The sequence below is a fragment of the Trinickia terrae genome, from assembly GCF_005144415.1.
Taxonomy (GTDB): Bacteria; Pseudomonadota; Gammaproteobacteria; order Burkholderiales; family Burkholderiaceae; genus Trinickia_A; species Trinickia_A terrae.
The window spans coordinates 94,623-114,916 of the sequence record NZ_SWJE01000013.1; the positions used below are offsets into that span (position 1 = coordinate 94,623).

Here is a 20,294-nt window from a genome sequence, read left to right on the forward strand (position 1 = left end):
CACACGCGCAACGGAAAACGGTTCAAATCCGCGCCGCCCGGATTGCGAGAGCGGCGCGCACCCGCGCCGCGTCGAACCGGTAATGGCACAGCTCGACGCCATCGCACACCAGCACCGGAACCAACTCGTCGTAGAGCGCCACGAGCACCGGGTCAGTATCGACGTCGACCACGGTCACCTGCGCGCCGAACTCAGCCAGGAGCGGCTCGAGCTCGGCCCGCATCTCGTCGCACAGATGACACCACGCGCGCCCATACAACGTCAGCCGTGGTGCGTGCGACGCGGCCATTACTTCTGCGCCGGAGCGCGCGGCCGGATCGGCACGAACTGCGTGTTTTCGCCACGCCGCACGAGCACCGCGACCATCTTCTGTGGATCGAGGTGAGCCGTGACGTCGTCGAATTGCTTGGCGCTCGAGATGTCGGTATCGCCGACGCGCAGAATGATGTCGCCCCGCTGCAGCCCGACGCGCGCAGCAGGCCCATCGACGACGTCGACCTGCACGCCGCCGTTGCGCAGCTTCAGCGTCTTTTGCTGATCTGCGGGAATATCGACGACTGCGATGCCAAGCACGTTGTTCGCCCGCTGCTTCGGCGACGGCGTCTTGCGCTGGTCGGTCTTGGCGACTTTTTCCGGCTGCATCTCGGCGACCGTAATAGGCAGGTCACGCACCTGCCCCTTGCGCCAGACCGTGACGGTCGCCTTCGTGCCCGGCTTCGTATCGCCGACCATCCGCGGCAAGTCGGTAGCCATATCGACCGGCTGCCCGTTGAACTTGAGGATGATGTCGCCCGGCTGAATGCCCGCCTTGTCCGCCGGACCGCCCGGCTCGACGCTGCTGACGAGCGCGCCCTGCGATTTCGGCAGGCCGAGCGAATCGGCGACGTCCTTGGTCACCTCGCCGATCGCCACCGCGATCCGCCCCCGCGTCACCTTGCCGGTCGCTTTCAGCTGGTCGGCGACGCGCATCGCCTCGTCGATCGGAATCGCGAAGGAAATACCCATGAAGCCGCCGGTACGGCTGTATATCTGCGAGTTGATGCCGATCACCTCGCCCTGCATGTTGATCAGCGGACCGCCCGAGTTGCCGGGATTCACCGCGACGTCTGTCTGGATGAACGGCAGGTAATCGCCGGTGTCGCGCCCCTTCGCGCTGACGATGCCCGCCGTCACGGTATTGTCGAGCCCGAACGGCGAGCCGATCGCGACAACCCACTCGCCGACGCGCACCTTGTTCGAGTCGCCGATCGTAACGGTCGGCAGGCTGCTGGCAGTGATCTTGACGACCGCGACGTCCGTCCGGTCGTCGACGCCGATCAGCTTCGCCTTGAATTCGCGCTTGTCGGTCAGCGTGACGTAGATGTTGTCGGCGTCGTCGACCACGTGGGCGTTCGTCATCACGTAGCCATCCGATGACAGAATGAAGCCGGAGCCGACCCCGCTGTTCTGCTCGGCGTCGGCGTTGTCCGGTGCATCCGAACTGCCGCCGTTGTCGTTGTTTCCACTGCCGCCGCCGTTCCCGCCGCGGGGCGTGCCCGGCTGCGGCAGCGGAATGCCGAAGAAGCGGCGGAAGAACTCCGACATATCGCCGTCGTCCATACCCGGCGGCAAGGCGCGCGAGCCGCTATTGTCGCTCGTCACACGCGTCGTCGTGCGGATGTTGACGACGGCCGGCCCTACCTTGTCGACGAGATCCGTGAAATCGGGCAGATTGGCTGCCGGCATCGCCGACGCCGAATGGGGCACGAGCGGCAAGCAGACTGCCACCAACGCGGCCGCGAAAAATTTGCGCACCGAGAGATTCGTCATAAGGAGGAAAACCGGGGAATTTACTTGGGAGCCTTGTATTCTATGGCAGACGCGAACTGCTGCAAGGTCGTTTGTGGAACTTCGCCGAGCAGCGTGATCCAGAAGCCGCCATACCGCTTGACGAGGACATGCGTCGCGCCGCTGTTGCCCGTCCCTTCCTTGCGCGAATTCTTTTCGGCGGGTTCGATGAAGACGGAGACGGCCGAGAGGCCATCCGAAAACACGGCTTGATCGACCGGGATCGGCGGGTCGCCGGCATCGCGCGCGGCCATCGGCCGACGCAATTCACGGATCTTTTTGAAGCCAGGCACGCTCGGCGTCATCTGCCAGCCTTGCGCTTCCATGTCGACCGGCTCGACCGGCGGCCGCACGAGCGTCCAGCCGGCGGTGTTGCGAATCCCGGCAGCGATCGAAGCCTTCTCCGCCGGGCCACCGATGCGCAATTGCGTAAACGAGATCTGCTCGAGTACCTGCCCGCTTGTATCGAGCGTCTGGGCGCGCAGCAACAGGCCCGTCTTGGCGTCGGCCCAGAACTTGTAGGCAAAGCGGTAGCTATCCTTCGGATCGAGCTCCATGACCGTCGCGTCGATGCCCGCCACGCGGTCAGGGCCGAGCAGCTTCGGATCGTAGACGGTCAGGACCTGATCGGCGCTCGTACTGAGCAAGGCGGGAAAGGAATCCTTGTTCTGCCGCTTTTCAATGACGCACAGGCGCCGCTCCGGGACGAACGTGTAGAGCTCGTCGTTATGGCGAAGCAGTTTGCGCGGCTGGCCGTCGAGACTTTCGAGCTGCTCGAATTCGCCGTCGTTGTGCGTCGCATAGTGCGAGATGCGCGACGACTGCACGAACGGGCCGCGCTGATAAACGAAGGTGCCTTCGTAGTTCTGCTGCTGCGCGGCCTGGTGGATTCGATCGAGCCACTCCGCGGCGCCCTTGCGAGCGGCAAGCGAATCGCTGGCTTGCGCGAAAACCCGCGGCGTAACGGACAACAAAGCGGCTGCACAGAACAGAAATACCGGCAGCCGCCCCCAAGCAATGGTTTTGTTCAACCGCAGGTTCCGCATCAGTCTATTGGCCCTGCGTAGTGACAGCAGCCGCACGGATCAGCGGCATCGAGCCCGGCACGACCGGTTGCTGGGCGAATTGCTGATGCGCTTCCAGATATTGGTCGAGGCTCGCATCGCGGATGATGTTCGTGTCTTGCGCGGGACGCTCCGTGCCCGTCGGCACGGGCGCCATCGCGACGCGCTGCACGGCGTCCGATCCCACCGACGCCATCTGCACGCCAGCGGACGCGCCATCCACACGCTGCAGTTGCGGCACGACAATCCACGTCAACGTCGCCGCGGCAGCCGCCACGGCGAACACGGGCACCACGCGGCGGCGCAGTGCCGATAGCCGTTTCTTCGACGCCGGCAGCGCGGCCGGCGCGAGCACGTGTGGCTCGGCTTCGAGGCGCAACGCAAATCCTGCGAGAAACGCGCTGCTCGTTGCCGGACTCACCGCCAAGTCGTCGGAACGCAGCGCGTCGCCGATCAGGTGGTAGCTCGACCATGCGGCGCGATCTTCGCTATTCAATTCGGAAAGGAAATGACCCAAACCCTCGATTTCGCCCAGCGACTCACCGTCGACAAAAGCGGACAGGTGCTCGCTTCGCGAGCACGCTTGCGATTGCATCGAGACCGACCCCATGATGCTCCCCATTCTTACGACACCCCGTAGTGACACCACCTAACCCAGTTACTTGCGCCCTGCCCCTGTCAGCACCGCCGGTCAGCCTCGCTCTACCAGCGTTTGCCCTCGGGTGTGTCCAGCAAGGGACGCAATTTCGCCGCAATGGCTTCGCGAGCACGAAAAATACGCGACCTGACGGTGCCGATCGGGCACCCCATCATTTCGGCGATTTCTTCGTAGCTCAGACCTTCAATTTCACGAAGAGTAATGGCGGTGCGCAGCTCTTCCGGTAAAACCGCCATCGCAGCATTGACCGTCTGTGCGATCTGCTTGCTCATCAACATCGACTCGGGCGTGTTGATATCCCTTAGTTGGTCGGCATCCGAGAAAGTTTCAGCTTCCTCGGCATCCGCTTCAGTCGAAGTGGGCGCCCGCCGACCCTGGGTCGCAAGGTAATTCTTGGCGGTATTGACCGCAATCCGGTACAACCACGTATAGAACGCCGATTCGCCGCGAAACTGAGGCAGTGCGCGATACGCCTTGATGAAGGCATCCTGGGCCACGTCCTCGACCTCGGCCGGATCCCGGACGAGGCGCGAGATCAGCCGAATGATCTTGCGGTGGTATTTGGTGACCAGCAGTTCGAACGCCGCCTTGTCGCCCTTCTGGACGCGCTCGACCAAGACCTGATCAATTTCTTTTTCGCTCACCTGATAAATCCGTTCACTGTGGAGTGCCCCGCGGAGCGCTATTGTAGCGTCCCCAAGATTGCCCGGCGTTACGCGCGTTACAGGCGTTACAGTCGTTACAGCTCAGCGCGCGCCGCGACGGGCCTTCACAGCCAGCTCGCGAAATGAATCGGGAGACAGGGAATCGGCCGGAATCAGAAGCGGGTGGACTCGCCCTTTTCCGTCGCAGCCGGCAATCGCCATGACGAGAAAGAGATGGGGCCACTGCGAAAAGCCCACGATGTGCCCCGCGAGCAACGCCTCACCAGCGCGACTGAAAGCCGCAACACCATCCGGCCCGATTTTAAGAACGAAGGGTTGCCGGCGCTCGTAGGCGAGCATGCCCAACATCAGGATCGCGAGCGTTGCGACCGCAAACCCCACTGCTTGCAAGATGCCGCAGTGTGGTGCGGCTGCCCCGCAGACCGCGCAGGAAACGAGAAGTGCAAACGCGGCCATCGCCACGCGCAGCGCGGTGGATCGCCGCAGCATAATGGGCTGCGGCGATCCGGCATGGGACTCAACGTGCGGATCGCCAGTCAAGGACTCAGACGCGCTTGATCACCAGCGTGCCGTTCGTGCCGCCGAACCCGAACGAGTTCTTCAGCGCAACGTCGATCTTCATCTCCCGCGCCGTGTTCGCGCAGTAGTCGAGATCGCATTCCGGGTCCTGGTTGAGGATGTTGATGGTCGGCGGCGACACCTGATTGTGCACGGCCAGCACGGTATACACCGATTCCAGGCCGCCCGCGCCGCCGAGCAGGTGCCCGGTCATCGACTTTGTCGAGTTCACGACCAGCTTCTTCGCATGATCGCCGAACGCGCGCTTGATGCCGGTCGTCTCGGCCAGGTCACCGAGCGGCGTCGACGTGCCGTGCGCATTGAGGTAGTTCACCTGGTCGCCGTTGACGCCTGCGTTCTTCATCGCGGCCAACATGCAGCGGCGCGCGCCGTCGCCGTCTTCCAGCGGGGCGGTCATGTGATAGGCGTCGCCGCTCATCCCGTAGCCGCCGATTTCCGCGTAGATCTTCGCGCCGCGCGCCTTAGCATGCTCGTATTCCTCGAGCACCATCACGCCGGCGCCCTCGCCGAGCACGAAGCCGTCGCGGTCCTTGTCCCAGGGACGGCTCGCCGTGGCCGGATCGTCGTTGCGCTGCGACAGCGCCCGCGCCGCCGCGAAGCCGCCGATGCCGAGAGGCGACACGGTCGACTCGGCTCCACCCGCGATCATCACGTCGGCATCGCCGTACTCGATCAGCCGCGACGCTTCGCCGATGCAATGCAGCCCGGTGGTGCAGGCCGTGACGATCGAAAGATTCGGGCCCTTGAAGCCGAACTTGATCGACAGATGGCCGGAGATCATGTTGATGATCGAAGCCGGCACGAAGAACGGGGAAATCCGGCGCGGACCGCGATTGAGCAACTCCGTCTGCGTGGCCTCGATCATAGGCAGGCCGCCGATGCCCGAGCCGACGACGACGCCGACACGTTCCGCATTCTCCTCGGTGACTTCGAAGCCGCTGTCCTGCATCGCCTGGATGCCTGCGGCCACGCCGTAATGGATGAAGGTATCCATGTGGCGTGCTTCTTTTGCCGGGATGTAGTCTTCGATATTGAAGCCCTTGACCTCGCCAGCGAAACGGGTCGAGAAGTTCGTTGCGTCGAACTTCGTGATGTTGGCGATGCCGGACTTGCCGGCCACCAGATTGGCCCAGCCGTCGGCAACATTATTGCCAATAGGCGAAATCAGCCCGAGGCCAGTAACAACAACACGACGGCGGCTCACGGTAACCCCTTTTCCATAGAATGACAAAAACAAAAGCCACAGCGGCCACAGGATGTTGCCCTGTAAGCCCTGTGGCTGTTAGTTCGGTACCCACGCGGCACCTGTGCGGCAGCCGACGTGTCAACGCGTCAAGCGCAGCCAACGTGGCAACGAGCGCGTAACTTGCCGTGCAGCGGACGTTACGCCTTGACGTTGGCGCGAGCGTAGTCGATCGCTTGCTGGACGGTCGTGATCTTCTCGGCTTCCTCATCCGGAATTTCCATGCCGAATTCGTCTTCCAGCGCCATCACGAGCTCGACCGTGTCCAGCGAGTCTGCGCCGAGGTCATTCACGAACGACGCTTCGTTCTTGATCTCAGCTTCGGCGACGCCCAGTTGTTCTGCGACGATCTTCTTGACGCGCTGTTCGATATTGTCCATCACCCCTCCGAGGGAAAGTAGTTCAAAAATACGAGTGCGCGCATTTTATCAGGTTTGCTCAAGCAAAAAAGCGCGCACAAGGTGCGTGGTAAGGCTGGCGCCAAGTGTTCTTGCGAACGTACCAAGGCGCGGATAATAAACGAATTTCGTTACGACATGAACATGCCGCCGTTCACGTGCAACGTCGTGCCGGTGATGTATCCGGCCTGCGGCGATGCTAGGAAAGCGACGGCGTGCGCGATGTCATCCGGGCTGCCCAGACGGCCCAGCGGAATTTGCGCCTTCAGCGCGGTTTGCTGCTCTTCCGGCAGGACCTTCGTCATGTCGGTGTCGATGAAACCCGGTGCGACGCAATTCACGGTGATGTTGCGGCTGCCGATTTCGCGCGCCAGCGCGCGCGTCATTCCCGCGACACCGGCCTTGGCCGCCGCATAGTTGACTTGCCCCGGATTGCCGGCGGAGCCGACCACCGAAGTGATGTTGATGATCCGGCCTCCGCGCGCCTTCATCATTGGGCGCAGCACCGCGCGCGACAAGCGGAAGACAGCCTTCAGGTTAGTGTCGATCACCGCGTCCCAGTCTTCGTCCTTCATGCGCATCGCAAGTTGATCCTGGGTGATGCCCGCGTTGTTGACGAGTACGTTCAGCGCGCCGAACTCCTTCACCGTCGCCTCGATGAGCGCTTCCACCGCAGCCGCATCGTTGACGTTCAACACCGCACCGCGGCCCGCGAGATCTTCGCTCGCGAACGCTTCGCTGATGCCGCTCGCGCCGGACTCGCTCGTCGCGGTGCCAATCACGGTCGCGCCTTGACGCGCCAGCTCCAGCGCGATGGCGCGGCCAATGCCGCGCGATGCGCCCGTCACGATTGCGATCTGTTTATCGAGAGTCTTTGCCATGTTCATCCGGATTGCCTGCCTGCGGGCGAATTGGACTCCGCCCCGGCGATTGTCGATATTGCTTGATGCAACTCAAGCCGAAACCAGCCTCAGCATTTCGTCGAGCGATGCCGGATCGGTGATCGCACCGCCAACCAGGGCGCCGTCGATGCGCTTCGTCAGCCCTGCGAGCACCTTGCCCGGACCGCACTCGATCACGTGCGTCGCGCCTTGCTTGGCGATCGCGTGCACGCATTCGACCCAGCGCACCGGGCCCGCAGCCTGACGCACCAGCGCGTCCTTGATTGCAGCCGGCTCGACGACCTGCGCAACGTCCACGTTGTTCACGACCGGGATCTGCGGCACGTTGACTTCGACGCCGGCCAGGTATTCGCGCAACTGGTCCGAAGCCGGCTTGAGCAGCGACGAGTGGAACGGCGCCGAGACCGGCAGCGGCAGCGCGCGTTTCGCACCCTTGGCCTTGGCGATTTCGCACGCTTTCTCGACCGCGGTCTTGTTCCCAGCGATCACGACCTGCGCCGGCGCATTGAAATTGACCGCTTCGACGACGCCCTCGCCCGACGCTTCGGCACATGCCGCGCGCACGGTGTCGTCATCAAGGCCGAGGATCGCCGCCATGCCGCCGACACCAACCGGCACCGCCGTCTGCATCGCTTGCGCACGAAAGCGCACGAGCGGCACCGCATCTCGAAACTTGAGCGCGCCCGCCGCAACCAGCGCCGTATATTCGCCGAGGCTGTGCCCCGCAACGATCAACGGTGCCGGGCCGCCGGCCTGCTGCCACGCGCGATGGCACGCGTAAGCGGCGGTCAGCATGACGGGCTGGGTATTCGTCGTGAGATTCAGATCGTCGGCCGGGCCTTCGGCGATCAGCTTGCCGAGATCCTGGCCGAGTGCGTCGGACGCTTCCTGAACGGTCTCGCGCACGATGGCGAGATCGGCGAATGCGTTGAGCATGCCGACCGACTGCGAGCCCTGCCCAGGAAAAACGAACGCAAATTTCATATCGTCCCCAATTTGTGAATTCGGTGAGTCAAGCGTACGCGCAGCGGCGCCGCTGCGGGCGCGCGCGACCGCCATCAGTAGCGAAGGACGGATGCACCCCAGGTAAAGCCGCCACCGACGCCTTCGATCAGCACGTTCTGACCGCGCTTGATGCGCCCGTCGCGAACCGCGACGTCGAGCGCGAGCGGGATGGACGCGGCCGAGGTATTACCGTGCTCGCCCACCGTGACGACCATCCGCTCCTGCGGCAAGCCGAGCTTGCGGCAGGTACTGGTCATGATACGGATATTGGCCTGGTGCGGAATCAGCCAATCGACCTGTTCCGGAGCCAGATCGGCCTTGTTCAAGGCCTCGATCGCGACCTTCTCGAGCACGTTGACGGCGAGCTTGAACACCGCCTGGCCGTCCATATGCAGGAATGCGCTACCCGCAACGACGCCGCCGTTCACGTGACCCGGCGTGCAGAGAATGTCCGAATGGCTACCGTCGGCATGCAGCGCACTCGCGAGCACGCCCGGCTCATCCGACGCCTGCAGCAGCACGGCGCCGGCGCCGTCGCCGAACAGCACGCAAGTCGTGCGGTCGTTGAAGTCGAGAATTCGCGAGAACGTTTCCGCGCCGACGACGAGCGCCGTGCGGTGCTGCCCGCTCTTGATGAAGTTGTCGGCCGTCGAGAGCGCATACGCGAAGCCCGAGCAGACTGCCTGCACGTCGAAGGCGGCGCCGTTGTTCTTGATGCCGAGCTTGTTCTGCAACAGGCACGCCGAACTCGGAAACACGAAATCGGGCGTGGACGTGGCGACGATGATGAGGTCGATGGACTGCGGATCGATGTCCGCCGCTTCGATCGCGCGTTGCGAGGCGATCAGCGCGAGATCGCTCGTAGTCACATGGGGTTCGGCGAAATGACGCGCATGGATGCCCGTCCGGGCAACGATCCATTCGTCACTCGTCTCGATGCCGTTCTTGGCGAGACGATCCGCCAACTCCTGATTCGTGACGCGGCCAGGCGGCAGATAGCTGCCCGTGCCGAGCACGCGGGAATAAATTTTCGATTGAGCCATTATGCCTTCGAGGATTGCGCTGCGTAGGGCTCGGCTGGCTGGCCGGCGGCAGGGCTTGCGTAACCCGCACCGTTTGCGTCGCGCGCCGCCTGCTCGAGGGGGGACGCGTTCTCCTCCATCGCGCGCACGAGGCGCTCCAGCACGCCGTTTTTGACGGCATCATACCCGCGTTTGATAGCTCGCTCAAACGAGTAAGCATCCGCGGAGCCGTGACTCTTGATGACGAGGCCGCGCAGGCCGAGGAGCGCCGCGCCGTTGTACCGCCGGGGGTCGACGCGTTTCTTGAAGCGCATCAATACCGGCATCGCGATGAGCGCCATCAGCTTGGAGAGCAGTGAGCGGCCGAATTCCTCGCGAATGATCCCGGCGAGCATCTGCGCGAGGCCTTCCGACGTCTTCAGCGCGACGTTGCCGACGAAACCGTCGCAAACGATGACGTCGACCGTGCCTTTGTAGATATCGTTGCCTTCGACGTTGCCGCGGAAGTTCAGCGTGCTCGTACGCAGCAACTCGCCCGCACGCTTGATCGTGTCGTTGCCCTTGATGACTTCTTCGCCGATGTTGAGGAGACCGATCGTCGGCCGCTCCTTGCCTTCGAGCGCGGACACGAGCGCATGCCCCATCTCGGCAAACTGCAGCAGGTGCTGAGGCTCGCAATCGACGTTGGCGCCGAGATCCAGCATCGTTGTGTAGCCGGCCAGATTCGGCAGCGCGGATGCAATCGCCGGGCGCTCGATGCCGGGCAGCGTTTTCAGCACATAGCGGGAAACGGCCATCAGCGCCCCAGTGTTGCCGGCTGAGATGCAGGCCTGCGCTTCTTCTTCCTTGACGCGGTTGAGCGCGACGCGCATCGACGAGTCTTTTTTCTTGCGCAGCGCGACTTCCACAGGATCGTCCATCTCGACCACTTCGGAGGCCGGAACAACGATCAGCGCCGCTTCATCCAGTGCTTTACACTTCTTGAGTTGGGCACGAATCGCCGTTTCGATGCCGACGAGCATGAGCTGCGCATCGGGATGCGAACGAACGAAATTGACGGCCGCGGGAACGGTCACGGATGGGCCGTGGTCGCCTCCCATGCAATCAATCGTGAGCTTTATGGTCATGGAGTGCGACGAATTTCAGGCGCTCTGCATGGGATCGCAGTAACCGCTAAAGCGCTAACTGCGATGCATCGGACCGGAGTAAGTACTGAAGCACCAACAACTCCGATCGACACAAAAAAGCGGCAATTGAATGCCGCCTTTTTGCCGAGCCGGGAAAATGTCAAGCGAGCCGATCGCCGCGCGCGAAACCACTGATGAATACAGCGGATGCCGCGCGCTGAAACGATTAGTCGTTCTTCGTCTTGACGACTTTCTTGCCGCGGTAGTAGCCATTCGGGCTGACGTGGTGACGCAGATGCACTTCACCGGTGCTCGGCTCGACGGCCAGAGGCGCAGCGCTCAGAAAATCGTGCGAGCGGTGCATGCCGCGCTTCGACGGCGACTTCTTGTTTTGTTGGACTGCCATGGTAACTCCTAAAAATTTTCCGAATTCTAACACAGCCCGACTGGGGCATAGCCACTGGCCGGATGGCCAGGGCGCCCAATCGCGCTACTCCTGCAACTCTTTGATGCCTTCAATGCTTTTGACCATCGGGGCCGCCGCGCTTTAGCGCTTCGAGCGCAGCGAACGGATTCGGCTTGTCGGATTCGCCATCGGGCTCATCCGATGATTCTTCGGCATCCTCGTCCTCGTCGGCTCCGCCGACGCCCGAGACGAGACTCTCGTGCACCTGCGGACACACCTCGTGCTTCGGCACCAGCGGAAGAGCAAGCAGCAGATCCTCTTCGATCAAGTCGACGAGATCGAACTGGCGCGAGCCTACGATCACATCGACTTCATCGTCGTCGAGCGGAAACTCCTCCACTTCCGCCTCGGTGGCCGCGAGCCGGTAAGTCGCGTCGATATCGAACGCCTGCTCGTATGGCGAGAGGCAGCGCTGACATTCGAGCCACGCGGACCCGTGCACGGCGAGCCGCAGATAAGGCTGCTGCCCTTCGGTGCCGTCGTCCTGCAATTCCGGCTGCGTCGAACCTTCGGCTTGCCAGGTGAACACAGTGTCGCGATCTGGCGCTTCCTCAGGGACTTCGTTTAACATGCGCGGCAGTTGCGACACGCGCACGGCACCCGCAGCCTGCCGCCCACTGCGAGCGAACTCGAATACATCGAATTCACGCGGGTCGACGGCGCCAACAGGTTTGCCAGGATGTTCGGTCATGTGCGCTCCTGTCTCGCTTCGAGCCAGACTCAAACCTCTCGGCCGGCGGGTTAAACCAGATTTATCGGCATGCTGACGAGCGCCAAAGGGCAATCCGGTAAGGAAATTGCATTCACGCGCGCATAGCACATCGATGAAAAGCCCAGCATCATATCCGCTTTACCTTTACGAGTCAAATACTTAAGGGCACACTGCGCGCGCTGCTTTCGCCTGTCATCCCAATCGCCTTCAGACCATGCCGGATTCCCTCGAACACCCTCCTCGGCTGATCCTCGCTTCCAGCTCCCGCTATCGCCGCGAACTGCTCGAACGCCTTCGCCTCCCTTATGAAATGGCCGTGCCCGCCATCGACGAAACCCCGCTTGTCGGCGAAACGCCAGCCACCACCGCGCTGCGGCTCGCCGAAGCGAAGGCGCGCGCCGTCGCGGCAGGCGCCGGGGACCACGCGCTGGTGATCGGCTCGGACCAGGTCGCCACGTTCGGCGGCAACCAGATCGGCAAGCCCGGCACGCACGAAAAAGCGCTCGCTCAATTGCGAACCATGCGCGGACGCGAAGTCGAATTCCATAGCGCCCTGTGCCTGCTAAATAGCCGCGACGGTTCCACGCAGGTCGAAGATGTGATCACGCGGGTCCGGTTTCGCGATCTTTCCGACGCCGAGCTCGATGCCTATCTGCGCGCCGAGACGCCATACGACGTCGCCGGCAGCGCCAAGTCCGAAGGACTCGGCATCGCGCTTCTCGACGCGATCGACTCCAGCGACCCGACCGCGCTCGTCGGCCTGCCACTGATCGCGCTGACCCGCATGCTGCGTACGGCAGGCTATCCCCTGTTGCGGGGTGCGCAATGAGCGGCGTCCTCTATCTGATCCCGAATACGCTCGGCGAAGGCGACGCCGACGCGCTCGCCGCCGTCCTGCCAGCAGCCGTGCGATCGCGCGCCGCCACGCTCGGCTACTACATCGGCGAAAACGCGAAGACTACCCGCGCGTTTCTCAAGAAAGTCGGCACGGAAAAGCCGATCCAGGAAATCGAAATTCGCGAATTGAACGTCAACACCCCCGCGGGCGAAATCGACCGCCTGCTCGCACCGGTCCTGGCCGGAGCCGATGCGGGGCTGGTCTCGGAAGCCGGCTGCCCGGCCGTCGCCGATCCCGGCGCCTTGCTCGTACGGCGCGCCCACGAGCGCGGCGTCAAAGTCGTGCCGCTCGTCGGCCCGAGCTCGATCCTGCTTGCGCTGATGGCCTCGGGCCTGAACGGCCAGAGCTTTGCGTTCCATGGCTATTTGCCGGTCGATCCGGCGGAGCGGGCAAAGCGCCTGCGAGATTTGGAGCAGCAGTCGCGCAAGGCAAAGCAAACGCAGATTTTCATCGAAACACCCTACCGCAACCGTGCGCTCCTCGATACGCTGATCGCAACGTGCGCGCCGTCGACGCTCATTTGCGTAGCAGCAGACCTGACGCTGGAAACGGAGACGATCGCGAGCCGCCCGGCTGCCGAGTGGAAAAAAGCGCCGACGCTCGACTTGCACAAGCGGCCGGCGATCTTCCTGCTGCTGGCAGCTTGACAACAGCCTACGCCGGGCCGCCCGCAAGGCCCGGCGATGCGCCTCAGCGCAATTGCAATTTCCCGCCGAGCAGCAACGCATGCACGGCGGCATTGCCAACGGAAGCGCCGAACTTCCGCGCGACGCGATCGGTAATGCTTTCCTTCACCGTGTAATCGACGAGATCCGGCGCCTTGATGACTTCGCGTGCGACATAGTCGGTATCGCCGAAGCCGTCGGCCAAGCCCAGCTCGACGCTCTTCTCTCCAGTCCAGAACAGCCCGGAGAAGATTTCGGGCGTCTCGCGCAGGCGCTTGCCGCGCCCCTCGCGCACCGCGTCGATGAATTGCTGGTGGATCTGGTCGAGCATGGCTTGCGCGTGCGCGTCCATCGCCGGGGTATCGGGCGAGAACGGGTCGTAGAACCCCTTGTTTTCTCCCGACGTGCGCAGGCGCCGCTGGATGCCGAGCTTGTCCATCAGGCCCGTGAACCCGAAGCCGTCCATCAGCACGCCGATCGAGCCGACGATGCTCGCCTTGTCGACATAGATCTTGTCGGCCGCGGCGGCCACGTAATAGCCGCCCGACGCGCACATGTCGCCGACCACCACGTAGAACGGCTTGCCCGGGTACTTGGCGCGCAGCCGGCGGATCTCGCGGTTGATGATGCCCGCCTGCACCGGACTGCCGCCAGGGCTGTTGATGCGCAGGATCACGCCGACCGTGCCGTCGTCGTCGAAAGCGTTGTCCAGCGCCGTGTTGATGTCTTCGGCGTTCGCGTTGGTACCCGACGAAATCTCGCCGTCGAGCGAGACGAGCGCGGTGTGGCGGCCGGTCGTCGAGACCTTGTCGCCGGAGAAATCCACGAGCCCCCATGCAACGATCATCAGCACCGCGAGGAAGGCAAACCGGAAAAAGATCTTCCAGCGGCGCGCCGCGCGCTGCTCGTTGATCGCGGCCAGCGCGATGCGCTCGAGCGCCGCGCGCTCCCAGTTCGGCTCGCGCTCTTTGGCGCGCGCACCGCTGTTATCAGGCGCCGAGGGGGGACCGGAAGATTCGCTTGAGTCGGGATGGAGGTTGTCGGCCATGCTCGGTCAATCTGGAATTCGATGGGTGGCCGGACGCAAGTCGCCGTCGGGCAGCCAGAATACAGCGCGGCCTTCCGGCGTATCCCGCTCGTCGACCCGAACGGGACGCAGCCTGCCGCCACGGCACGGGCCGCCGATGCAGCGCCCCGTGTCCGGCGCGTAGATCGCGCCGTGAGTGGCGCACATCAAGTATAACCCTGACGATTCGAAGAACTGCCCTTCCACCCAGTCGAGCTCCATCGGCACATGGGCGCAGCGGTTCAGGTAACCGTAGGCCTGGCCGTCGTAGCGCACGAAGAACACGACCGCCTCGCCACCCAGATAGGAAGCCGTCAGGCGCACGCCCGCCCCGCCGTCGACGAGTTCGTCGGACGGGCAGACGCGCACCGGCTCCACCGCCGCCTCGCTCATGCGTACTCCCTGAGCCACGCCGCGAGCGACGTGACGGAATCGGCGACGAAACGCGGCTCGAGCGCAGCCAGCGCCTCGGCGGGATGAGCGCCGTAGGTCACGGCCACGCTCGCCGCGCCTGCGTTGGTCGCCATCTGCAGATCGTGAGTCGTGTCGCCGATCATCACCGTGCGATCGAGATCCTGCCCCAATTCGCGGGTCAGCTCCTGAAGCATGGCCGGATGCGGCTTCGAGAACGTTTCGTCCGCACAGCGGGTGCCGTCGAAGAGGCTCGTCAGGTGCATCTGGTCGAGCGCACGATTCAACCCAACGCGACTCTTGCCAGTCGCGACGCCCAGCAGATAGCCGACGTCGCGCAGCTCCTGAAGCATCTCGCGCACGCCCACGAACAGCTCCTGGTACTGGTCCTTCGCAAGATAGTGGTAGCGATAGCGCTCGGCGAGGCGCGGATATTCCGACGGATCGAGCGTCGGCGCGGCGATCTGCAGCGCGTCGCGCAAGCCCAGGCCGATCACGTAGCTCGCCGCCTCGTCGGCGGGTACCGGCAGGCCGAGATCGCGGCACGCAGCCTGAATGCTGCGCGTGATGTGCGCAGTCGAATTCATCAGCGTGCCGTCCCAGTCGAAGACGATCAGGTCAAATTGCTGTCGGGCCATGCGTGTCGGTCCTCGTCCCTTTTTTCTTACGGTTCAGTGTGCGCCGCGCAGCTCAGTCAACTGGTCGATGAAGCTGCGGCAGTCGGCGGGCAGCGGCGCCTCGAACTGCAGCGGCTCGCCGGTGACCGGATGCACGAGGCGCAGCCGGTGCGCGTGCAGGAACATCCGCTTGATCCCCGGCCGGGCGTTCGCCCGGGCCAGCGCCTTGTTTAGCGCGAAATCGCCGTACTTCGCATCGCCGACGATCGGCAAGCCAAGATGCGCCAGGTGCACGCGAATCTGATGGGTACGCCCCGTCTTCAGTTCCGCTTCGAGCAGCGCGTACCCGGGCCAGCGGTCAATGAGGTTGAACACCGTATGCGAAGGCAGGCCGTCAGCCTGGACGCGCACGCGCCGCTCGCCGTCGGGGGTCGAATACTTGTGAAGCGGCTCCTTGACCGCGCGCCGCCGCCCCCAGTCGCTCGACCACTCGCCATGCACGCAGGCGTAGTAGCGTTTGTCCATTTGGCTGTCGCGGATCTGCTCGTGCAGACCGACGAGCGCTGCGCGCTTCTTGGCGAGCATCAGGACCCCCGAGGTCTCGCGATCCAGCCGATGCACCAGCTCGAGGAACTTGCCCTGCGGCCGCGCCTCGCGCATCTGCTCGATCACGCCGAAGGCGACCCCGCTGCCGCCGTGTACCGCGACGCCGGCCGGCTTGTCGATCACGAGCAGGTGCTCGTCCTCGAACAAGATGTCGAAATGGGCAGCCGGCACTGGCGCCGCGAAGTCTTCCGAAAAATCGCGCGCGACGCGCACCGGCGGCACGCGCACGACGTCGCCGTACGCCAGCCGGTATTTCGCGTCGACCCGTCCCTTGTTCACGCGCACTTCGCCGCTGCGCAGGATGCGGTAAATATGACTTTTCGGCACACCCTTGCAGATGCGCAGCAAAAAATTATCGATACGCTGCCCCGCGGAACCGTCGTCGATATGTATCATCGAGACTTGGTCGCTTGCGACTGAATTCTGGGATGTTTTGCCTAACTCATTCATTCTGAATATAATTTGCCCAGCAGTCTGCGGTGGACGGCGCGTTTGCCGGAAACCGGGCGGATTGCAAGAGGTGCAAGCGGGAAATCGTTATTTTACTTGCTTACTTGCACCGAGGGCTGGTTGCTCGCCCTTAAAAAACGAGAAGCAACGAGTTGCACGCACGGAACCTGCGCCCGGCAGGGACGGCGCCCACAGGCGCGTTCGGTCAGGATCGGCTCCGACGGTAACGGAATTTTGGTAAAAAAGAATTTATCTGGCGAGCCTCGGGATCAAGCGATATCAGCAACACGAGGCTCCCCATTGCGAAAAAACGGCGTGCGCCCGGATGTGTCCCGCAGAGAGCGCGGGACTTGGCGACGTCAAAACGAGCGAGACACCCTGCGCGGCCTTCGAGCGTTGGTCGGGTTTCTGCGGCGCTACCGCGCAGCGCACACCCGGCCGACAATCGCGCAAGCATTGTGCGACGCCAGTCGCGGCGTTCATGCGCCGAGCGGCTCGAGGCGCACGGCGTGTCGCTGCCGTTTTTTGAAGCCGTGTTCGCAGCGCCCTTGCGGCTTGCGGTCCATGTTTAGGGCCCAGCCCCTTCAGGCAATTCTCCCCGCCATCATTCCTGCTCCAGCGTGCTCGTGACAACACAATAAGGATGCGGCGTACCGCCTGCAGCCGCGCGGCTGGCAACCGCGCGGCGACGGCCGGTATCCAGCCGCTCTGGAGCCGTTCAATGAAACGCATGCTGTTCAATGCGACGCAGCAGGAAGAACTGCGCGTCGCCATCGTCGATGGGCAAAAGCTCATCGACATCGATATCGAGACTGCCGGCCGCGAACAGCGCAAAGGCAACATCTACAAAGGGATCGTCACCCGCATCGAGCCGTCGCTCGAGGCGTGCTTCGTCAACTACGGCGAAGACCGCCACGGCTTCCTGCCGTTCAAGGAAGTCGCCCGCCAGTACTTCAGGGAAGGCGTCGACATGCGCTCCGCGCGCATCCAGGACGCGCTGCGCGAAGGCCAGGAGCTGATCGTCCAGGTCGAGAAGGAAGAGCGCGGCAACAAGGGCGCCGCCCTCACCACGTTCATCTCGCTCGCCGGCCGCTACCTCGTGCTGATGCCGAACAACCCGCGCGGCGGCGGCGTGTCGCGCCGGATCGAGGGCGACGAGCGCCAGGAGCTGCGCGAGACGATGTCGCAACTGCAATTGCCGGACGGCATGAGCATCATCGCGCGCACGGCCGGCATCGGCCGCTCCGCCGAAGAGCTGCAGTGGGACCTGAACTACCTGATGCAGCTGTGGCGCGCTATCGAAGCCGCCTCGCAAAACGGCACGGCCGGCCAGCCGATGCTGATCTATCTCGAATCGAGCCTCGTGATCCGCGCGATTCGCGACTACTTCCAGCCCGATATCGGCGAAATCCTCATCGACACCACGGAAATCCATGACCAGGCGCGCGCCTTCATGGATATCGTGATGCCGGACAATGTCAACAAGGTCAAGCGTTACCACGACGACGTCCCCCTCTTCTCGCGCTTCCAGATCGAGCACCAGATCGAGACTGCGTACTCGCGCACGGTGCCGCTGCCGTCGGGCGGCGCGATCGTGATCGACCACACCGAGGCGCTCGTCGCGATCGACGTGAACTCGGCGCGCGCCACCAAGGGCGCCGACATCGAGGAAACAGCCGCGCGCACGAACCTCGAAGCCGCCGACGAAGTCGCCCGCCAGCTGCGCCTGCGCGATCTGGGCGGCCTGATCGTGATCGACTTCATCGACATGGAATCGGCCAAGAGCCAGCGCGAAGTCGAGCAGCGCCTGAAGGATGCGCTCAAGCACGACCGCGCGCGCGTGCAGATGGGCAAGATCTCGCGCTTCGGCCTGATGGAGCTGTCGCGCCAGCGCCTGCGTCCGGCGCTCTCCGAGGGCAGCCACGTCACCTGCCCGCGCTGCAACGGCACCGGCCATATCCGCGACACCGAATCGTCCGCGCTGCAAGTGCTGCGGATCATTCAGGAAGAAGCGATGAAGGAAAACACCGCGGCGATCCACTGCCAGGTGCCGGTCGAGGTGACCGCCTTCCTGCTCAACGAAAAGCGTCAGGAAATCAACAAGATCGAGTCGCGCTTCAAGGTCAACGTCGTGTTGATCCCGAACAAGCACCTCGATACCCCGCACTACAAGCTCGAGCGCCTGCGTCACGACGACGCGCGCCTCGACGACCCGCGCGCATCCTGGAAGATGGCCGAGGAAGCGGCCCGCGAGCTCGAGTCGGAAACCGGCTATAGCAAGCGTACCGAAGAGGTGAAGCCGAAGCAGGAAGCGGCGGTCAAGGGCATCACGCCCGAGAAGCCGGCGCCGAGCGCGCCCGTGAAGCCGGCTCCCGCCGCCACGCCCGCGCCTGTCGCGGTTACGCCGGCGGGCGGCGGATTCATCGGCTGGCTGAAGAACCTGTTCGGCATGGCGCCTGCAGCGCCCGCTCCGGCGCCTGTGATCGAAGAGCCTGTGCGTCCGGCGCGTGCTGAGCGCACCGGCGAGCGCGGCGGCGACCGCAATCGCAATCGCCGCGGCGGCGCAGGCCGCGAAGGCGCGGCAGCGCGCGGCGAAACCGCGATCGGCGGCCGTCAGGCCCAGCCGTCGCAGCGCCGCGACGAGCAGAAGGAGCAGCGCGAAGCCCGTGGCGGCCGCGATCAGCGCGAGCAGCAACGCGAAGGCCGTGAACCGCGTGAGGGTCGCGAGCCGCGCGAAGGCCGCGAGAGCCGTGAACGTCAGCAGGAGCGCGGCGAACGTGTGGAACGCGCCGAGCGTGGCGAGACCGAAGCCGCGACGCGCGGCGAGCGCCAGGACCGCGGCGAGCGTCGCGAGCGCGGCGAACGCGTCGAGCGTGTGGAACGCGGTGAGCGCCGCAAGCCGCAGCCGGAAGTCGCCGCCGAAGCTGCTGCCCGCAGCGAAGCGCTCGCGGCCGACGAGGCAGCGGCGGCGTCCGCCGCCGCTGGCCAAGCCGACGCACCGTTCGAGCAGGAAGGCGCCGCGCGGGATGGTGAAGAACGCCGCCGCCGCCGCCGCGGTCGTCGTGGCGGCCGTCGCGAGCGCGAGGACGAAGGTGTGAACGTGACGCACGCGGCCGATATCGCCGAAGCCGAGGGCGCAGTCGCTGCCGTTCCGGCAGCGGCTCCCGAGCACGCGCATGCCATCGAGCCGGTGGTTACACCGCGCGAAGTGCCGGCCCCGGTTGAAACCGTCGCGCAAACCGAGGCGGTGGTGACGCCAGTCGAGACCCCGGCACCGGTCGCCACCGAATTGACCGAGGCCCCCGCACCGCACGCCGTGCGCGAAGCGGTTGCCGAAGCCGTTCAAGCCGAGCCGGTCCCGGCAGCAGCTGCCGTCGAACCGCAACACCCCGCCGCTGAAGCCGCTCCGGCGCCTGCACCGGCCATGCCGGCCGCGCCAGTCGAAGCCGCCGTGCCGGCATCCGCCGACGACTTCACGGCGCCCGCCGTGGAAACGCAGCCGGCAAGCACCGCTCAGCCGGCCGAAGCCGAAACGGTTGCGGAAGTCACCCAGGCAGCGCCGGTCGCTGTCGAGACGCAAACGGAAGCCCCGGCCCCGCTCGAACCCGCCGTGGCGCATGCTCCAGCGCAACACAAGAACGGCTTGGCGGCGACGGACTTGCAGCCGATGCTGGAATCGGCCGGCCTGGTCTGGGTCAACACCAACGCCGACAAGCTGCGCGCAGCACAGGAAGCCGCCGCGCAGGCGGTGAAACCGGCCCGCGTGCCGCGTGAGCGCAAGCCGCTACCGCCGGCGGACACCGCGCCGATGCAGCAAGTGGAAACGGCCAAGCACGATTAAGCACTGCCGTTCGGCCGTACCGAAAAAGCCCGCCCCGCCAAGGCGGGCTTTTTCTTGCCCGCGCACCCTCTG

21 protein-coding genes are annotated in these 20,294 nt (G+C 64.4%); 3 read left to right on the forward strand and 18 right to left on the reverse strand.

Going from position 1 to position 20,294, the window contains the following annotated elements:
- Positions 1-22: 22 nt before the first annotated feature.
- The 14 genes from FAZ69_RS22875 to FAZ69_RS22945 all read right to left on the reverse strand — a co-directional run bounded on the left by FAZ69_RS22875 (position 23) and on the right by FAZ69_RS22945 (position 11,647).
- Positions 23-289, reverse strand: coding sequence for a glutaredoxin family protein (locus FAZ69_RS22875; RefSeq protein WP_136897377.1), 267 nt, complete (start codon positions 287-289; stop codon positions 23-25).
- Positions 289-1,809, reverse strand: a complete 1,521-nt coding sequence (locus FAZ69_RS22880) for a DegQ family serine endoprotease (protein WP_136897378.1) — start codon at positions 1,807-1,809, stop codon at positions 289-291. The genes FAZ69_RS22875 and FAZ69_RS22880 overlap by 1 nt, the downstream gene beginning before the upstream one ends.
- 20 nt (positions 1,810-1,829) lie before the next feature.
- On the reverse strand, positions 1,830-2,873 hold the full coding sequence (locus tag FAZ69_RS22885; RefSeq protein ID WP_136897379.1) for a MucB/RseB C-terminal domain-containing protein: 1,044 nt from the start codon (positions 2,871-2,873) through the stop codon (positions 1,830-1,832).
- 4 nt (positions 2,874-2,877) lie between these two features.
- Positions 2,878-3,501 (reverse strand): sigma-E factor negative regulatory protein, encoded by a 624-nt coding sequence (locus FAZ69_RS22890; protein ID WP_136897380.1) that lies wholly within the window; start codon positions 3,499-3,501, stop codon positions 2,878-2,880.
- 92 nt (positions 3,502-3,593) lie between these two features.
- Positions 3,594-4,193, reverse strand: coding sequence for an RNA polymerase sigma factor RpoE (gene rpoE, locus FAZ69_RS22895; RefSeq protein ID WP_136897381.1), 600 nt, complete (start codon positions 4,191-4,193; stop codon positions 3,594-3,596).
- Positions 4,194-4,295: 102 nt separating this feature from the next.
- Positions 4,296-4,754 carry a hypothetical protein gene (locus FAZ69_RS22900; protein WP_136897382.1) on the reverse strand — a complete coding sequence of 153 codons (459 nt, stop codon included), beginning with the start codon at positions 4,752-4,754 and terminating at the stop codon, positions 4,296-4,298.
- Between the two features lie 4 nt (positions 4,755-4,758).
- Complete coding sequence (gene fabF, locus FAZ69_RS22905) at positions 4,759-5,997, reverse strand: beta-ketoacyl-ACP synthase II (RefSeq protein WP_136897383.1); 1,239 nt, start codon at positions 5,995-5,997, stop codon at positions 4,759-4,761.
- A gap of 179 nt (positions 5,998-6,176) precedes the next feature.
- Positions 6,177-6,416, reverse strand: a complete 240-nt coding sequence (acpP, locus tag FAZ69_RS22910; RefSeq protein WP_004197638.1) for an acyl carrier protein — start codon at positions 6,414-6,416, stop codon at positions 6,177-6,179.
- A 149-nt stretch (positions 6,417-6,565) separates the two neighbouring features.
- Positions 6,566-7,315, reverse strand: a complete 750-nt coding sequence (fabG, locus tag FAZ69_RS22915; protein WP_136897384.1) for a 3-oxoacyl-ACP reductase FabG — start codon at positions 7,313-7,315, stop codon at positions 6,566-6,568.
- A gap of 72 nt (positions 7,316-7,387) precedes the next feature.
- Positions 7,388-8,320 (reverse strand): ACP S-malonyltransferase, encoded by a 933-nt coding sequence (gene fabD, locus FAZ69_RS22920; protein ID WP_136897385.1) that lies wholly within the window; start codon positions 8,318-8,320, stop codon positions 7,388-7,390.
- 74 nt (positions 8,321-8,394) lie between these two features.
- Positions 8,395-9,384: a beta-ketoacyl-ACP synthase III gene (locus FAZ69_RS22925; protein ID WP_136897386.1), complete on the reverse strand. Its 990-nt coding sequence runs from the start codon at positions 9,382-9,384 to the stop codon at positions 8,395-8,397.
- Positions 9,384-10,490 carry a phosphate acyltransferase PlsX gene (gene plsX, locus FAZ69_RS22930; protein WP_136897387.1) on the reverse strand — a complete coding sequence of 369 codons (1,107 nt, stop codon included), beginning with the start codon at positions 10,488-10,490 and terminating at the stop codon, positions 9,384-9,386. The genes FAZ69_RS22925 and plsX overlap by 1 nt, the downstream gene beginning before the upstream one ends.
- A 226-nt stretch (positions 10,491-10,716) precedes the next feature.
- Complete coding sequence (rpmF, locus tag FAZ69_RS22940) at positions 10,717-10,896, reverse strand: 50S ribosomal protein L32 (RefSeq protein WP_074263835.1); 180 nt, start codon at positions 10,894-10,896, stop codon at positions 10,717-10,719.
- Positions 10,897-11,005: 109 nt separating this feature from the next.
- Positions 11,006-11,647, reverse strand: coding sequence for a DUF177 domain-containing protein (locus FAZ69_RS22945; RefSeq protein WP_136897389.1), 642 nt, complete (start codon positions 11,645-11,647; stop codon positions 11,006-11,008).
- A gap of 235 nt (positions 11,648-11,882) precedes the next feature.
- Here FAZ69_RS22945 and FAZ69_RS22950 point away from each other — a divergent pair, with 235 nt between their 5' ends.
- A complete protein-coding gene (locus FAZ69_RS22950) occupies positions 11,883-12,497 on the forward strand; it encodes a Maf-like protein (RefSeq protein WP_136897390.1) in 615 nt (204 codons plus the stop codon).
- Positions 12,494-13,213 (forward strand): SAM-dependent methyltransferase, encoded by a 720-nt coding sequence (locus tag FAZ69_RS22955; RefSeq protein WP_136897391.1) that lies wholly within the window; start codon positions 12,494-12,496, stop codon positions 13,211-13,213. Before FAZ69_RS22950 ends, FAZ69_RS22955 begins: the two co-directional genes overlap by 4 nt.
- Positions 13,214-13,256: 43 nt before the next feature.
- On the opposite strand, the gene FAZ69_RS22960 is transcribed toward FAZ69_RS22955, so the two are convergent.
- The 4 genes from FAZ69_RS22960 to FAZ69_RS22975 are packed head-to-tail and all read right to left on the reverse strand — an operon-like array spanning position 13,257 to position 16,381.
- The gene (locus FAZ69_RS22960) at positions 13,257-14,279 is read right to left on the reverse strand and encodes a S49 family peptidase (protein WP_136897392.1); all 1,023 of its coding nucleotides are present in this window, start codon (positions 14,277-14,279) and stop codon (positions 13,257-13,259) included.
- Between the two features lie 6 nt (positions 14,280-14,285).
- The gene (locus FAZ69_RS22965; protein ID WP_136897393.1) at positions 14,286-14,690 is read right to left on the reverse strand and encodes a Rieske (2Fe-2S) protein; all 405 of its coding nucleotides are present in this window, start codon (positions 14,688-14,690) and stop codon (positions 14,286-14,288) included.
- A complete protein-coding gene (locus FAZ69_RS22970; RefSeq protein ID WP_136897394.1) occupies positions 14,687-15,346 on the reverse strand; it encodes an HAD family hydrolase in 660 nt (219 codons plus the stop codon). The genes FAZ69_RS22965 and FAZ69_RS22970 overlap by 4 nt, the downstream gene beginning before the upstream one ends.
- A 33-nt stretch (positions 15,347-15,379) precedes the next feature.
- The gene (locus tag FAZ69_RS22975; RefSeq protein WP_136897395.1) at positions 15,380-16,381 is read right to left on the reverse strand and encodes an RluA family pseudouridine synthase; all 1,002 of its coding nucleotides are present in this window, start codon (positions 16,379-16,381) and stop codon (positions 15,380-15,382) included.
- A 721-nt stretch (positions 16,382-17,102) separates the two neighbouring features.
- On the opposite strand from FAZ69_RS22975, the gene FAZ69_RS22980 reads away from it, so the two are divergent.
- A complete protein-coding gene (locus tag FAZ69_RS22980) occupies positions 17,103-20,222 on the forward strand; it encodes a ribonuclease E/G (RefSeq protein ID WP_136897396.1) in 3,120 nt (1,039 codons plus the stop codon).
- The last annotated feature ends 72 nt before the right edge of the window (positions 20,223-20,294 follow it).